13 protein-coding genes and 3 pseudogenes are annotated in these 15906 nt (G+C 54.3%); 8 read left to right on the top strand and 8 right to left on the bottom strand.

The window, feature by feature from the left end:
- Positions 1 to 101: 101 nt before the first annotated feature.
- The 3 genes from GTU79_RS07610 to GTU79_RS07600 are packed head-to-tail and all read right to left on the bottom strand — an operon-like array spanning position 102 to position 3279.
- Positions 102 to 845, bottom strand: a complete 744-nt coding sequence (locus GTU79_RS07610) for a type 2 GTP cyclohydrolase I (RefSeq protein ID WP_203522300.1) — start codon at positions 843 to 845, stop codon at positions 102 to 104.
- A 23-nt stretch (positions 846 to 868) separates the two neighbouring features.
- Positions 869 to 2311: a deoxyribodipyrimidine photo-lyase gene (gene phrB / locus GTU79_RS07605; protein ID WP_203522301.1), complete on the bottom strand. Its 1443-nt coding sequence runs from the start codon at positions 2309 to 2311 to the stop codon at positions 869 to 871.
- 14 nt (positions 2312 to 2325) lie between these two features.
- Positions 2326 to 3279, bottom strand: coding sequence for a YbgA family protein (locus tag GTU79_RS07600; RefSeq protein WP_203522302.1), 954 nt, complete (start codon positions 3277 to 3279; stop codon positions 2326 to 2328).
- A gap of 256 nt (positions 3280 to 3535) precedes the next feature.
- On the opposite strand from GTU79_RS07600, the gene kdpE reads away from it, so the two are divergent.
- Together kdpE and GTU79_RS07590 are read left to right on the top strand one after the other, a co-directional pair.
- The gene (kdpE, locus tag GTU79_RS07595) at positions 3536 to 4216 is read left to right on the top strand and encodes a two-component system response regulator KdpE (RefSeq protein ID WP_420854159.1); all 681 of its coding nucleotides are present in this window, start codon (positions 3536 to 3538) and stop codon (positions 4214 to 4216) included.
- An 83-nt stretch (positions 4217 to 4299) separates the two neighbouring features.
- Positions 4300 to 4728, top strand: coding sequence for an EamA family transporter (locus GTU79_RS07590; RefSeq protein WP_214513815.1), 429 nt, complete (start codon positions 4300 to 4302; stop codon positions 4726 to 4728).
- Positions 4729 to 4797: 69 nt separating this feature from the next.
- Here GTU79_RS07590 and GTU79_RS30135 read toward each other — a convergent pair.
- The 3 genes and pseudogenes from GTU79_RS30135 to GTU79_RS07575 form a co-directional block, all read right to left on the bottom strand.
- Positions 4798 to 5484: pseudogene (locus GTU79_RS30135) on the bottom strand (PadR family transcriptional regulator); the annotation flags it as partial.
- A gap of 463 nt (positions 5485 to 5947) precedes the next feature.
- On the bottom strand, positions 5948 to 6595 hold the full coding sequence (locus GTU79_RS07580; RefSeq protein WP_253073630.1) for an ABC transporter ATP-binding protein: 648 nt from the start codon (positions 6593 to 6595) through the stop codon (positions 5948 to 5950).
- A complete protein-coding gene (locus GTU79_RS07575; RefSeq protein ID WP_253073506.1) occupies positions 6586 to 7425 on the bottom strand; it encodes an ABC transporter transmembrane domain-containing protein in 840 nt (279 codons plus the stop codon). The genes GTU79_RS07580 and GTU79_RS07575 overlap by 10 nt, the downstream gene beginning before the upstream one ends.
- A 787-nt stretch (positions 7426 to 8212) precedes the next feature.
- On the opposite strand from GTU79_RS07575, the gene GTU79_RS07570 reads away from it, so the two are divergent.
- On the top strand, positions 8213 to 9160 hold the full coding sequence (locus GTU79_RS07570; RefSeq protein WP_203522307.1) for an NAD-dependent epimerase/dehydratase family protein: 948 nt from the start codon (positions 8213 to 8215) through the stop codon (positions 9158 to 9160).
- A 219-nt stretch (positions 9161 to 9379) separates the two neighbouring features.
- Here the strand turns inward: GTU79_RS07570 and pgm are convergent, their stop codons facing one another.
- Entirely contained in the window at positions 9380 to 11023 is a 1644-nt protein-coding gene (gene pgm / locus GTU79_RS07565; protein WP_203522308.1) for a phosphoglucomutase (alpha-D-glucose-1,6-bisphosphate-dependent), read from the bottom strand.
- Positions 11024 to 11050: 27 nt separating this feature from the next.
- Positions 11051 to 11578, bottom strand: coding sequence for a replication initiation negative regulator SeqA (gene seqA / locus GTU79_RS07560; RefSeq protein WP_132922806.1), 528 nt, complete (start codon positions 11576 to 11578; stop codon positions 11051 to 11053).
- 204 nt (positions 11579 to 11782) lie between these two features.
- Here seqA and GTU79_RS07555 point away from each other — a divergent pair.
- The 5 genes and pseudogenes from GTU79_RS07555 (at position 11783) to alsR (ending at position 15903) form a co-directional block, all read left to right on the top strand.
- Positions 11783 to 12560 (top strand): annotated as a pseudogene (locus GTU79_RS07555) (alpha/beta fold hydrolase).
- A gap of 135 nt (positions 12561 to 12695) precedes the next feature.
- A complete protein-coding gene (ybfE, locus tag GTU79_RS07550; protein WP_203522310.1) occupies positions 12696 to 12995 on the top strand; it encodes a LexA regulated protein in 300 nt (99 codons plus the stop codon).
- Positions 12996 to 13164: 169 nt separating this feature from the next.
- Complete coding sequence (gene fldA, locus GTU79_RS07545; RefSeq protein WP_203522311.1) at positions 13165 to 13680, top strand: flavodoxin FldA; 516 nt, start codon at positions 13165 to 13167, stop codon at positions 13678 to 13680.
- Positions 13681 to 14010: 330 nt separating this feature from the next.
- Positions 14011 to 14486, top strand: a pseudogene (gene fur, locus GTU79_RS07540) (ferric iron uptake transcriptional regulator).
- A 529-nt stretch (positions 14487 to 15015) separates the two neighbouring features.
- Positions 15016 to 15903 (top strand): transcriptional repressor AlsR, encoded by an 888-nt coding sequence (gene alsR, locus GTU79_RS07535; protein ID WP_203522312.1) that lies wholly within the window; start codon positions 15016 to 15018, stop codon positions 15901 to 15903.
- Positions 15904 to 15906 lie beyond the last annotated feature (3 nt).

Raw genomic sequence — 15906 nt, 5'->3', positions numbered from 1 at the left:
AACCGATGCCGGTTCCGTCTGGTGCGTACCGGCAGAATGGTCCGGTAAAAAATCCCGCAAACAGCCTGGGACCGTTTGCAAGCAAGGGTTTATTTTCCCGGTCACGCCGGGTTCGGTATGTCGATAAAGGTCACGTCGAGATGGTGTTCCCGCGCCAGCCACTCCCCCAGCGCCTTGATACCGCCGCGTTCGGTGGCATGATGGCCGGCCGCATAGAAATGTATCCCCGTCTCGCGTGCAATGTGAATGGTCTGCTCGGAGACTTCGCCGGTGATAAAGGCATCCACCCCGGCACGGGCGGCCTGTTCGATGAACCCTTGTCCGCCGCCGGTGCACCAGGCAAGGCGGCGGATTTGCGCCGGTGCGTTATCACCGCAGTGCAGCACCTCCCTCTCCAGCCGCATCTCCAGCCGGCGCTGCAGCTCCTGCCCGCTGACCGGCGTGGCAAAGGTCCCCCAGGGCAGCAGCGGTTCCAGCAGTCCCTGCGCTTCTATGTCCAACAGCGCCGCCAATTGAGCGTTATTTCCCAGCACCGGATGGGCATCCAGGGGCAAATGCCAGGCGAGTAAATTGATATCGTGGTTCAGCAGGGTCTTCAGGCGGCGCTGTTTCATGCCCGTCACTACCGGCGATTCATTTTTCCAGAAATAACCGTGATGTACCAGCACCGCATCGGCGCTATGCGCCACCGCGGCGTCCAGCAGCGCCTGCGAAGCGGTAACGCCGGTGACGATACGGCTGATTTGCGGGCGGCCTTCCACCTGTAGCCCGTTGGGGCCATAGTCCTCAAAAGCGCCGGCGCCCAGTTGCTGATTGATGAGTTGTTCAAGTTCCGTATTAAGCATGGCCCGATATCCCCGTTCGCCGGCTACCCAGGGGAGGGAGCCGAATTTTGTGCTTTGGCCGCTTGATAAGCCGCCAGGGCGGATTGACGTGCCTGTCCATGATCAACGATCGGCCGCGGATAATCCAGTCCGGTTTGCTCGGCCAGAGGCCAAATATAGGGTTCATGGAGAAATTTATCCGGCACGGACGCCAGTTCCGGCAGCCAGCGCCGTATAAACCGGCCCTGTTCATCAAACCGGCGCCCCTGGGTGGCGGGGTTGAAAATACGGAAATAGGGCGCGGCATCGGTGCCGGTGGAGGCGGCCCATTGCCAGCCGCCGTTATTTGCCGACAGGTCGCCGTCGATTAACCGGCGCATGAAATAGCGCTCTCCCTCCCGCCAATCAATCAATAAATCCTTCACCAAAAAACTGGCGCAGATCATGCGCAGACGATTATGCATCCAGCCGGTCTCGTTCAACTGGCGCATGGCGGCATCCACGATAGGAAAACCGGTGCGGCCCTGTTGCCAGGCGGTCAGCAAGGACTCATCCCGCCGCCAGGCCACATGGCGGGTCCAGGCGACAAAGGGACGGTGCCGGCACACGTCGGGATAAAAAACCATGATGTGACGGTAAAAATCCCGCCAGATCAATTCATTCAGCCAGCTGAATGCCCCGCTGTCGGCCTGATCCAGCACTATCGGGCAGGCGGTGCGCAGCCGGTTGTAGCACTGTACCGGCGACAATATCCCCAGAGTGAGGTAGGCGGACAGCCGGCTGGTGGCGTCCAGGGCGGGCTGGTTCCTTCCAAGGGAATAGCCCTGCAGCCGTTCATGGCAAAAGTCGCGCAAACGGGATAACGCGGCCTCTTCGCCGGCGGGGTAACCCTCGGTCTCCCGGCGCGGGTAATCGAAAGGCACCAATTCGTCAATCGGATCTTGGGGAGTTGCGTCGCGGCGCGCCGGCGCCGGCAGACAGTGAGGGTCTTCGGTTCTCAGCCGCCGGATAAAGGCGGCGCGAAAAGGGGTAAATACTTTGTACATATCCCCATCGCCGGTGGTGACGCTCCCCGGCGGCAGCAGCACGCCGTCGTCGAATCCCTGACATATCACATGGCCGTCGAGGGCCTGCTCTACCGCCCGGTCGCGCAGGCGCTCGTTATATTCATATTGATAATTATAAAACAATGCATCCGCTTGCCGCTGACGGCAAAAATCCGCCAGCCAGGCCGCCGCGGCAACATAATCGTCACATTGATGGTAATGCAGGAGAATACCGCGATCCGCCAGGGCACGCCGCAGTTCGATGAGATTGCGGTACAGAAAATCTGCCTGACGGGGCGACATGTCATGGGCTCGCCATTGTCCCGGCGTCGCGATAAACAATGCGGTCACCCGTGCGTCCGGCCGGGAACAGGCGGCTGATAAAGCCGGATTGGCATGGATGCGTAAATCGTTTCGCAGCCAGACGATATGGTTTTTCATGTTCTTCCTTGCCGTTAGTGTCCGTAACGCAGCCGCAGCGCCTCCGGATAGGGCTCGAAGTATCGCTGCTGCGATAGCCACGGGTCGGGATACTCGGCCATATAATGTCTTACCAGCGCAAGGGGCGCGAGCAGCGGCTGCACGCCCCGCCGGTAGCTGTCGATAAGCAGGGACAATTCCTCCCGCTGTTTGTGCGTCAGGTGACGATGAAAATAGCCCTGCACATGCATCAACACATTGGTGTGGTTGGGACGCGTCGCTTTATGGGATAGCAGCGTCATCAAACGAAGGCGATACTCCATGGCGAACGCCTCCAGCGACTCCCAGCGATCCATGGCGGCTACAAAGGGCCCGATGCGACGGTACTCCGGTTGGGAATGGGCCAGCAGCAAGAGCTTGTAGCGCCGGTGAAACGCCATTAACGCACCGCGAGTCAGCCCTTCCCGCAGCAGTTGATTAAATTCATACAGCGTATATACCCGTCCGACAAAATTCTCCCTCAGCAGCGCATCCTGGAGCCGTCCGTCCTCCTCCACCGGCAACCAAGGCAACTCAGCCATCAATACTTGGCAAAACAGGCCCACCCCGTTTTTCCGCGAGCCGGCGCCATCATAAACCCGCACCCGCTCCATACCGCAGCTGGGGGATTTGGCGCAGACAATAAAACCGCAAAGATCCGTCAGCTGCCGGCTTCGCTCGCGGGCGAACCGCTGCATGGATTCCGTCAAATCGGTATCGTTACCGCTTTTGCCGGTGCGCAGGCTGATGCGACCGCCGCTATCCTTCACCAGCCGCAAAGAGGGCCTCGGCGCCGGCAGGCCAATGGCCATTTCTGGACAAACAGGATTGAACCGAACATAAGGAGCCAGCTCATCCATGGCGAAAGAGAGGCGTTTGTGGCCTCCATCAAAACGCACCGCATCTCCCGTCAGGCAGGCACTGATGCCGACAGGAATTTTATTGCTCATTCAGGGCCCTCCTAGACTATTGTTTGTTCAGCAAAGCGTAGACGATTATGCCGCGCCCGGTGGCCGGCTTTTAACAAAAGTCTTGCCGGTTTATCCGCGATGATTCGCTATTCGGCCGCCGCCGGCGCCAGGGGGATTCACCGCAATGATATTTAAGTGGATAATGTCCCGGCGTGGTGACATTGTTTTAGGTTGGGTTCCACCCGCCGCCGCTTCGCAAACCGGGCAATGCCATAAGGATGGGATGATGAGCGCCATGACAGTGAATATTCTTATTGTGGAAGATGAGGCTGCCATTCGGCGCTTTGTCCGCCAGGCCCTGGAGCGGGAGGGTTACCGGGTCTTCGATGCGGAAAATATGGCCCGCGGCCTGCTTGAGGCGGCTACCCGCAAGCCGGATCTGGTGATTCTCGACCTGGGCTTGCCGGACGGCAACGGCGTTGATTTTATTCGCGACCTGCGCCAATGGAGTTCGGTTGCGGTGATGGTGCTGTCCGCCCGAAGCGATGAGCAGGACAAGATTGACGCCCTGGACGCCGGGGCGGACGATTACCTGACCAAACCTTTCGGTATCGGTGAACTGCTGGCCCGTGTACGGGTCTCCCTGCGCCATCCGCTGCGGGGGGGAGACAAACCGTCGACGGTGACCTTTGCCGCCATCAACGTAGACCTGGTCAATCGCCAGGTGACGCGGGACGGCGAGCTACTCCATTTGACGCCCATTGAATTCCGCCTGCTGGCCACACTGCTGTCCCATCAGGGCAAAGTGGTCACCCAGCGCCAACTGCTGAGCGAGGTATGGGGCCCCAACGCGGTGGAACACAGCCATTATCTGCGGATATACATGGGGCATCTGCGGCAAAAACTCGAAGAAGATCCGGCCCGCCCCCGTCACTTGCTTACGGAAACCGGCATCGGCTATCGTTTTATGTCCTGACAGGATGTGAACCTGCTCACAAAATCTGGTCACGCTATCCAGAGGCTTGTATCATCAGAACTTTCAATTTTATGGACACGCCTATGAGTACCTGGCTGATTTACGCCCTGCTTTCCGCGCTTACCGCCTCGCTGGTGGCGATTTTTGGTAAAATCGGATTGCAGCATTTGGATGCCAACAGCGCAACTGCCGTCCGTTCGGTGGTCATGGCGCTGTTTCTGGTAGGCGTGGTGGTGGTGCAGGGTAAGATGAGTCTGGTGAGCGATATCCTGGCCGACAAAAAAGCCCTGGCATTCATCTTATTGAGCGGAGTGGCCGGCGCGTTATCCTGGCTATTTTATTTTATGGCGATAAAATCCGGTAATGTCTCGCAGGTCGCCCCCATTGATAAACTTAGCGTGGTATTCGCGGTGGTCATGGCGGTGTTGCTGTTTGGGGAAAAGGTAGCGCGGGTGGCGGGTGCCGGCGTAGTGCTGATAACCGCCGGCGCGCTGATGGTGGCGCTGGGTTAGCCGGTATTGGGAACGGCATAAAACCGGGCGGCCGGTAAGCCGCCCTGAAAAGCATCGTCCCTCGCTGCATCAGTCTTGCGCCGCGCCGGCATCGGGGGCCGCCATCAATTCCGCCTCGATATTTTTTACCGCGGTAAGCAGCGCGTTATTGATGCGCTCAACCTGCTCCGGCGTCAGATCGGCGCGCATCATATTACCCCGCAGCAACCCTCTTAGCCTATCCAGGCTCTCGCTGATGCCGGGAAGCAGACTGCCCTCACGCCGCCTGCCGATTTGCGAAAGCCGGGTAAAAACAGCATCTATAAGCGGCTGGTGCTTGGCCAGCTCCGCCTGTCCCTCGGCAGTGATTTGATAGATTTTGCGGCTTTGCCCGTCCGGGCTGGCGGCATTGATGAAATCCTGGTCCACCAGCAGGCTTAAGGTTGGATATATCACGCCGGGGCTGGGCACATACAAACCGGAAGACGCCTGCTCGATAGCCTTGATCAATTCATAACCGTGGCTGGGTTTGCGCGCCACCAGGGCCAGCAGCACCAAGCGCAGATCGCCGTGCTCCAGCGGACGCCGTCCCCGATGGTCGCCATCATGCCGCCCTCCGCTGTCGCGTCCATGTCCGAAATGGCCGCCGGCACGATCTTCACCTCTGCCGCGGCCATGAAAATCACCGCCGAAGCCCCGGCCACGAAAATCGCCGCAGCGGCGCTCATCGCCAAACCCCCGGCCGCGAAAATCATCGCCGTGGCGTTCGCCGCCAAAATCCCGACCGCGAAAATCGCCGCAGCGGCGCTCATCGCCAAACCCCCGGCCGCGAAAATCATCGCCGTGGCGTTCGCCGCCAAAATCCCGACCGCGAAAATCATCGCCGTGGCGTTCGCCGCCAAAGCCCCGGCCGCGAAAATCATCGCCGTGGCGTTCGCCGCCAAAGCCCCGGCCGCGAAAATCATCGCCGCCGCGCCGGCTCTCAAATAAAGCTGCCCGGCGAGATTGGCCTTCGCCGCCATGGCGATGGCCCCCTGCCGGTATCCCGCGCTCCTTCGCCGGTATCCCGGCAGGCATGATGATGATGTAAATGGAAAAACATAGGTTATCTCCTGTTTCTTAGATACAACTAATTAGATATATCTAAGTTAGATCACCTAAATCGGAAATGCAAGAAAAGATATATCTAAATGTCGAGGGCTGCATCCTGCCATGGCCGCCAGCGCTGCCGATGCCAACGTCACGTCGCTTGGCAATATCTGTTTTGCTTTTCCATAAGCGCCCTGTAATTCCCGTCTTTTTTAAGTAGAAGAGTTTCGTGATCTCCTTCTTCGACAATCTGCCCATCGGCGAACACCAGAATGCGATCCATATCTCTTACAGAAGAAAGACGATGAGCAATAACGATAAGAGTTCGACCTGACCAGCTTTTTTCAATCTCATTCTGGATTTCCGCCTCTGAGATACTGTCCAGATTGGAGGTGGCTTCATCAAGGACGATTATCGGCGTTTGGCTTAGCATGATCCGCGCGATCGCTACACGCTGTTTCTCGCCGCCGGATAATCTCAGACCGCGCTCACCCACGACGGTGTCATAACCCTCGGGCAAACTCATAATAAAATCGTGTATCCGGGCACGCTTGGCCGCGCCGTGAATATCAGCTAAACAAACATTCTCATTACCATAGCCGATATTTTCCAACAAGGTCCGGTGAAACAGCAAAGGCTCTTGACTCACTATGGAAATATGATTTCTTAAATATTCAATATCAACATCTTTTATATCAATGCCATCAACTCTGATCGTGCCTCGCTCTACCTCGTAAAGCCGTTGCAGCAGCTTTACGAACGTTGTTTTTCCTCCACCCGAATGTCCTACTACCCCAATGCGTTCACCTGCCGCGATGGATAAATTGAAATTTCTATAAAGTAGCTTATCCTGGCCGGGATAGCGAAAATCAATATTTTAAAACAATTGATCCCCGTTAATGCTTTTGTGGTGACAGTTTCATCCCTTCCGGCTTCTACAGGCACCTTATTGAAAGTCACCAAATCTTCCATCTCATTCACTGAACGCTGCAGGCTGCGAATGTTGTGTTCCATACCGCGTAGATATCCATTGATAATGGCATAGGTAGTGATGATGTAGGTCACATCACCTGGGGAAGCATAACCACGCTGCCATAACCACAATCCTGTACCAATCAATACGCCGTTCAAGGCCACTAGCATTCCATACTGGATACTTCCCGCCGTAGCGCTCCGATGCCAAAAACACATAAGATGCGAACGCCACGCCTCGGCCTCGCGCCTGACCCGAGCCTCTTCCTTTGGCTCGGAAGCAAAGCTCTTTACCAGCATGTTGCATGATATGGCATCGGCAATGGTGCCGTTCAGCACGGCATCGGCGTCATTGGCAACTTTTGCGGCAGGAGAAATATATCTTTGGATCAGTAAAAGCGTTATGCAGACGAAAGCCAAAAGACCGACCCCCACAACGACGCCCACAATCGGCCAGTGCAGCCCGATAATGAACGTAGCCCCAATCAATATAAAAGCGCTTGGAATAAGCTCTATGAAAATCAGATAGTTGAATAGATCCATGGCAAGTACTCCACGACTCAGCCTGCGTATGGTGGCGCCGGCAAGGTTGTGAATATGCCATTCCGTGGGTAATCGCTGGATATGGCTGAAGACATTCACTGTCAATGATCGCATGATCCTGAGGTGAAATATATTATCACGCGGAAGATAATATCCCTTAAAATAACCGAGCTCATGTCGAGAATGACAATCATCGCTAATAATGAAACCGTGCCCCGAAAATGGTCGGCTCCTTGGGTTATGATATCAACCAGGCGCCCTACAAAACCGGTATGAACAGCTCCGAGCAGGTTAATAAAACAGATGCACTAATAAGACATATAATGTGCAATCGCCGTCCGGCATATTGATTTAGAGAAAACATCATTATTTCCCAATAAGGATTAACTCTTTCATTTGCTCTCTTAGCTCGCATATTTATATCCTTAAGTCGAACTATTATTAATTACTTTTATGAAAAATTGATATTAAAGCTACTGAATGATAAAAGCTAAGTCAACATATGATATTAATGGCATAGTTTATAAATGGAGTAGAGTAAACAAAGTATATATTTATAATTGATACATTATTTTAGATTTCCATGTAACATATATTTATATAAAATAAATCGTGCTCACCCATCTTTTGATGGTAGTGTATCTTATCTTTTTATATTACCATCTTCTTCACTGTATGGTGTAAATCAACACTACCTGATAGTAGGAAACAGATATACTTGATAAAGTAATCATCACTTCAAGTCTATTAGTAAATCCGCTATCAGCAGGATCATTAAAAGCATCACGAGTTAAGTTAAATGCAGGCTAAATTATAAAAAACAATAGACTATTTTCAATCTGAATAACTTACTCTCTCTGACATTGATTGTTCTCTTAAAGCCATAAGGAAGGTGCCGACGATGATACTAGTAACAGGATCCCAGGGTCTCATTGGCCAATACTTGCTTCGCTACCTGCGCAAAGCCGGTATTGCCGCACAGGAATTTGATATTCGACGCAATCAACAGGAGGATATTAGATGTGCCGATACTCTCCGGCATGCGCTGCACGGTGTAGAAGGCATTGTGCATTTAGCCGCGGTCTCCCGTGTGGTATGGGCGGAAGAACATCCCGAGTTAGCTTACTCGGTGAATGTCGCAGGTTTAAGGACATTGTTGAAAGCGGTCGCCGATAAAGAGAAAAAACCGTGGATCATATTTGCCAGCAGCAGAGAGGTATATGGAAATTCAACGGAATTGCCTGTCCATGAAGATGCTCAGCTTCTGCCGCTAAATGCCTATGCAAAAATGAAAGTCCAGGGGGAACGTCTGATTCATGACGCGGTTTCCTCAGGAATCCGGGCCAATATCTGCAGGTTTTCCAATGTCTATGGAGCCATTTCAGATCATGCCGATCGCGTTGCGGTGGCATTTGCCAGAACCGCGGCTTTCGGCGGAGAGCTCAGGGTGGACGGCGGGGCAAACACATTTGACTTTACCCATGTTTCCGATGTGGCGGAAGGACTCTTTCGTTTAGTGGAAGCCACGGGGAAGAAAGAGCTCTTGCCTCCCGTCCATTTCGTCTCGGGTCAGGGCGTTACGCTAAATCAGCTGGCTCGCCTTGCGGTATCCCTGGCCGCCGACGGAATCGAGATTGGCATCCATGATGCACCCTCTCGCGCGTTCGACGTTTCCAGATTTGTTGGCAATCCTCATCGTGCGAAAGCGTTATTGGGCTGGGAAGCGAAAACCCCCTTACCTCTAGGATTCAGCGAATTAATCTCGCTTTTCCGACGTGCTGATGAATCGACCTCATTCCCTCCATGGCTTGGCCTGCTGGAGAATAACTTACCGGCACAAAACCGTTAGAGCGAAAACGTTCAAAATGGCACGGGGTGCGCCACGCTCAGCGCAATCGAATCGAAGGCGGGAAGACTCCGCCGTCCTCTCAAACCCTCGTGCACAAAGGCGCTGAATTATCAGCGCCTGAACCCTCACAGACAACGTTCCCGGCCGGGACAACCCGCTCGCCAACACGCCGTGAGCCACCCATGAGGGCTTGCTCCACGGCAATGGCTACGGGTTGGGTTATTTCGCCCCCGCCAGCACCTCGCTGACGATATCCACCGCTTCTTTTTCAATTTGTTCGCGGTGCTTCGGCCCAAGAAAGCTTTCGCAATAAATTTTATAGGCTTCCTCGGTACCGGAAGGCCGGGCGGCAAACCAGCCGTTGGCGGTCATTACTTTCAGGCCGCCGATGGAGGCGCCGTTACCGGGGGCGGTGGTAAGCCGGGCGGTAATGGCATCCCCCGCCAGCATGCTTGCGCCAACCTGATCCGGCGACAGCTTGGACAGAACGGCTTTCTGGGCATGGGTGGCCGGGGCCTGGATACGGTTATAGCTGGGAGCGCCGAAGCGTTGCGCCAGCTCGTCATAGTGCTGCTGCGGATTCTTGCCGGTGACCGCGGTGATTTCCGCCGCCAGCAGGCACATGATGATGCCGTCCTTATCGGTGGACCAGGGACGGCCGTCAAACCGCAGGAACGAAGCGCCGGCGCTCTCTTCGCCGCCAAAACCCAGGCTGCCGTCAAACAGGCCGTCGACGAACCACTTAAAGCCCACCGGCACTTCCACCAGCTTGCGGCCCAGGGATTCAACCACCCGGTCGATCATGGCGCTGGACACCAGCGTTTTACCCACCGCCACGTCGGCGCCCCACTGCGGGCGATGCTGGAACAGGTAATCAATGGAGACCGCTAGGAAATGGTTCGGGTTCATCAGCCCGGCGGGCGTGACAATGCCGTGACGATCGTAATCGGGATCGTTGGCCAGCGCCAAATCGAACTTGTCCCGCAGCGACAGCAAACCGGTCATGGCCCACTGCGACGAGCAGTCCATGCGGATGATGCCGTCATGATCCAGATACATAAACCGGAACGTCTGGTCGATTTCTTCATTGACCAGCGTTAAATCCAGCTGGTAATGCTCAGCGATGCGCTGCCAATAGGCAATGCCCGAGCCGCCAAGGGGGTCGACGCCCAGCTTGAGGCCGGCGCCCTGGATGGCCGCCATATCCACCACCTCCGCCAGACCTTCCACATAAGCCTGCACCAGATCCTGGGCGTGGACACGGCCGCTGTTCCAGGCCGCGTCGAGGGATTGGCGCCGCACGCCCCGCAGTTCATCCGCCAGCAGAGCATTGGCGCGCTCTTCGATGACTTTGGTCAGATTGGTGTCGGCCGGTCCGCCGTTGGGCGGATTATATTTGATGCCGCCGTCTTCCGGCGGATTGTGCGAAGGCGTAATCACGATGCCGTCCGCCTGGGGACCGCCGCGGCGATTGTGGACCAAAATGGCGTTAGACACCGCGGGCGTCGGGGTGAAGCCGTTATCCTGCTGGACGATGATGTCCACGCCGTTGGCGCTCAGCACTTCCAGTACGGAAATAAAGGCCGGTTCGGACAGGGCGTGGGTATCTTTGCCCACATAACAAGGCCCGGTAACACCCTGTTTTTGACGTTCTTCCGCAATCGCCTGGCTGATGGCCAGGATGTGGGCTTCGTTGAAACTGTGGCGCCCCGCGCTGCCGCGATGGCCTGAAGTACCGAATTTCACCGCATGGGCGGCATTACCTGGCTCGGGCCGCAAAACATAATATTGCGAGGTCAACTGCGCCACGTTAATCAAATCACTTTGCCGGGCGGGTTGTCCGGCACGGGGGCTATTAGCCATCGGTGCTTCTCCATTGGCTGTCGTTTATCAAATGGTGCCGCAAACTTTATCTGTCAGTTCCACCGGGAACTGCATAGCCAGCATAATGTGTTCTACCATACCCCGTTTACGATCGGTGTTGGTATTGGTAATAACCCAGTAGGGCGTTCCCGGCACCTGCTTAGGTTTAGTATGGCTGCCGTTTTGCAATAACGTGTGCTCATCGCCGGCAAAATAGGTCCGGGTACGGCCGCGCAGCACGTCCGCCGCTTCGGAGAAATCGGCGGGCGACAAGGAATAAAGGGTGGACAGCACCAGTATGAAACGCTCTACCGCCTTGTTTTGTTCAGCATAGACGTCCGAGAGCAATAATTCACGCATCGCCCTGACGCGATCCCGGGCCGGGGTCGAGGCTTCCGTTTTTGCCGGCGCGGCGGATGCCGGACGGACGGGCTCATTGGCCTGGGGAGAAAATTTCAGCATCCGGCGCAGGATGTCCGAGGCGCTTTCGCCGATATGCTGGGTGTGGCTGGCAATAAAACGGTAGAGGTCTTCGTCGAGTTCGATTGTTTTCATCTTTATCCGGGGGCTTTCTTCTCTTAAATCAATCAACAGGATTATACAAGCTAAACCGGCCCCGCGAACAGCGCTAGTATCCGGCTTTGGCATAAAGTCGGAATTTCCCCGACGGCGATGCGGGGATTGATACCCTTTTTTGCGGCGCAGGCGTCAATACCTCATGATACGCTAGTCGCCTTTGCTGTCGACACGAGGATCGGGATGAAATTACATTATCGTTTGCAACCGGCCCGGCAACCGGGAAACGCTTTGCCGGTGGTATTACTGCACGGCCTGTTCGGCAGTTTGGACAATCTGGGCGTACTGGCGCGCCCGCTGGGGGAAAATCATGCCACCCTGCAAATCGATCTGCGCAATCACGGCCTTTCGCCCCACGACGACGAGGCCGGTTATGGCGCCATGAGCGGGGATGTGGCGGCCTTGCTTGACGAATTGCAATTGGGGAAATGCATCATTATCGGCCACTCCATGGGGGGCAAGGTGGCTATGGCGCTGTCGGCGCTGATGCCGGATCGCATCGCCGCGCTGGTGGTGATTGATATCGCGCCGGTGGCCTATCCCACCCGCCATCACGACTCGGTATTCGCCGCCTCTCAGACGGGTGGAGAAGGCGGGAGCGGCGCAGCGTAGCGAGGCGGCGCTGCTGATGGAACAGGATATCGACGATAAGGACACTATTCAGTTCTTATTGAAATCCTTTTCCCAGGGCGCGTGGCGATTTAATATCGATGCATTATGGGAAAACTATCCGGCGCTTATCGGCTGGAAGGAAATACCGCCCTGGGACGGGCCGGTATTATTTATCCGCGGCGGCCTCTCCCCCTATGTGAAGGAGGAGTACAGCGAAGCCATCCGGCGGCAGTTTCCACGGGCGCGGGCCCACGTGGTGGCCGGCGCGGGCCATTGGGTGCATGCCCAAAAGCCTGAAGCGACGCTGCGCGCCGTTGTGCGGTTTCTGGCGGATTCCCTGGGGAGCTAACCGCGACCGGCCGGTTTACCCATCCGGCAGTGTTAATCATTGTCGTTTATCACCGGGGTGGGGTAATATGGCTTGCTATGTTTACCGGCAAGGACTTACCCGCCCGCTTTTGGATGCACAATCCCTTCACGACTTATGGCAAAAGAACAAACGGACCGCACCACCCTGGATTTGTTTATCGATGAAAAACGCCCGGGGCGCCCGAAAACCAACCCGCTTTCCCGTGATGAACAATTGCGAATCAATAAACGCAATCAATTGCGCCGGGACAAGGTGCGGGGTCTGCGCCGGGTTGAGTTAAAAATCAATGCGCAGGCGGTGGCTGCATTAAACGAGCTGGCTTTTCAGCACGATCTCTCCCGCAGCGAGCTGATTGAACAAATCCTGCTGGCCGAGCTGGAACGGCATCAGGATGCCGCCGGCAAGGAAGATTAAGGCCGGGCTCGCCGTCCGGGACCGGAAAAGACCGGCTTTTGCGATAAAACTCCGGTTGAACGAGTTTCTCCCGCTGTGAGGGTCTGCTATTATTGCACGATTATTTCCCGAAAAGCCGGTTGATCGTCTGGTAAACCATATCCTTAATATTTAAGAGGTTTTCAAATTCATGGCAAGCGTAGGCATTTTTTTTGGCAGTGACACCGGCAATACCGAAAATATTGCCAAAATGATTCAAAAGCAGCTGGGCGCCGATGTTGCCGAAGTGCATGACATTGCCAAAAGCAGCAAAGAGGACCTGGAACAATTCTCCACCCTGCTGCTGGGCATTCCCACCTGGTATTACGGCGAAGCGCAATGTGACTGGGACGACTTTTTCCCCACATTGGAAGACATTGATTTCACGGGAAAACAGGTAGCGCTGTTCGGCTGCGGCGATCAGGAAGACTACGCCGAATATTTTTGTGATGCCATGGGCACCATTCGCGATATCATCGAACCCCATGGCGCCACCATCGTGGGTCATTGGCCTACCGCCGGCTACCATTTTGAAGCATCGAAGGGTCTGGCGGACGATAAGCATTTTATCGGTTTGGCCATAGACGAAGATCGCCAGCCAGAGCTGACCAATGACCGCGTGGACGCCTGGGTAAAACAAATCAGCGCCGAACTCAAGCTCGGCTGAGCCGCCGCCGGGTTTCCCGGCTAAACCCGTGCCGTCCATAGCGTTGACGGCCGGTTGAAGCTGTTGATATATAATTCCTTTCAAATCGATAGATACAAGTTTTTAACTTTCATCCACAAAGCAGTACAATAGCCTGGCGGTTAGACCGATTTTAATGAAATGTGATAAAACTTGCCTCACCTTAAACAGACTATCATTGTAAAAAGGCCGCGGTTTTCATTTTACACAGGCAGTCCTATAATGAGACGGCGTTACATTTTTCAGGCCGACCATTGTTATAGGCTACATTAGCCTACAATCAGATTATCAAAGCAACAGGACTAAACCCGCATGACTGACAATAATATTGCATTGAAGAAGGCCGGCCTGAAAGTCACACTTCCCAGACTTAAAATTCTGGAAGTGCTGCAAGATCCGGAATGCCATCACGTCAGTGCGGAGGATCTCTATAAAAACTGATCGATATGGGTGAGGAGATTGGTTTAGCCACCGTTTATCGCGTACTGAATCAGTTTGATGACGCCGGGATCGTCACCCGCCATAATTTCGAAGGCGGTAAATCCGTTTTTGAACTGACGCAGCAACATCATCACGACCACCTGATCTGCCTCGATTGCGGCAAGGTCATTGAATTTCGTGACGAGTTTATCGAAGCGCGCCAACGGGATATCGCTAAAAAACACAATATCAAACTCACTAATCACAGTTTATATCTTTATGGCCATTGTGAAGTCGGTAATTGCCGTGAGGATGAGACCCTGCACGATCATGATGTTGACGAAGCGGTGCACAGCCTTAAAGAGTAACCATAGCGACACAGGGCATCGTTCAAAGCTTGAAAACCACTGCTGAAACGGGTGGTTTTGGTTATTCCGCAAATTGCCGATGGCACATGGACTGATGCCGTCCCGTTTCTTATCCCGCTGCCGTTAATTCTTTCACTCCATTCGCTACTCAGCCCCTTCATGCCGGCCAGGCGGCCACAGCCCGTTGAGCCTGCGCCGCGGAATCGCGTCAGCATAAGAAACTTCACAAATTAAAATTTATTATAAATATTTAAAACAATAACACACCCATCAATTCTCATCCCTGCTGTTCAAATCCACAAGCGAAAAAAAATCTTCGCTAAAAATACATGTTACCTATTGTATTATAATAATATTTTATCAGTAAGGCTTCGGTGTCGTTTTCACGGCGCCATTAGCAATGCCCGGCATTACTTTTACAAAAAGCACTAACTTTATAAATTATTTTAAAACGTGAAGTATGCTGCATATTTGTTATGCATCCTATGTTGATATAGTGCCGTCAGCAATGATAATCAGAGATCTGAAAATGACTGAATCGGAACTGAACGGCGCCATGCCCCGAGGTATCGGCATCGCTCCCTATCTTCGCATCAAGCAAGAAGGGATGACCGAAAATGAAAGCCGAATCGTGGAGTGGTTTTTAACGCCAGGCAATCTTAGCCATATTTCCGGCATTAAAGAGGTGGCGCAAAGCCTCGGCATGTCGGAAGCCATGATTGTCAAGGTGTCGAAAATTCTGGGCTTCAGCGGTTTTCGGCAGCTACGCAGCGCGATTGTCGAATATTTTGATCATGCGGATCATGATATTACCGCCGAACTGTCGCCGGATGACAGTCCGGAGGATCTGGTGAATAAGGTGTTTAACCTCACGGTACGCACCATCGTTGAAGGCCAGGCCATTGTCGATGCGCAGGAGATCCAGCAGGCCGCCCGCTGTTTTTTCAATGCCCGCCAGCGTGAACTCTATGGCGTCGGCGGCTCGAATTCAATTTGTACCGACGTTCAGCACAAATTCCTGAAAATCGGCCTACGCTGCACCGCATTCCGCGATGCCCACCTGATGATGATGTCGGCATCCCTGTTACAGCCCGGCGATGCGGCGCTGGTGGTGTCCCATTCGGGCCGCACCACCGATCTCAAGCGGGTGGTGGAAATTGCCAAGGACAACGGGGCGAAAATTATCTGCATTACCCACAGCAGCAATTCAGCCATAGCGCGGCTGGCGGATTTCAACATCTGTTCACCGGCCCCGGAAACGCCGCTGCTGGGCAGGAATGCCTCGGCCCGTATTCTGCAATTGACCCTGCTGGATGCGTTTTTTGTTTCGGTAGCCAGGCAGGATATTGATTTAGCTAATAAAAATTTGGAAAAAACCAGTGCCATTACCCAGTATCTGAAGCGTGATTATAAATAATTC

This window comes from Sodalis ligni (genome assembly GCF_016865525.2).
GTDB classification, from domain to species: domain Bacteria; phylum Pseudomonadota; class Gammaproteobacteria; order Enterobacterales; family Enterobacteriaceae; genus Acerihabitans; species Acerihabitans ligni.
Note: the sequence above shows the minus strand (reverse complement) of the source record. Positions and strands in the feature narration are given on the sequence as shown.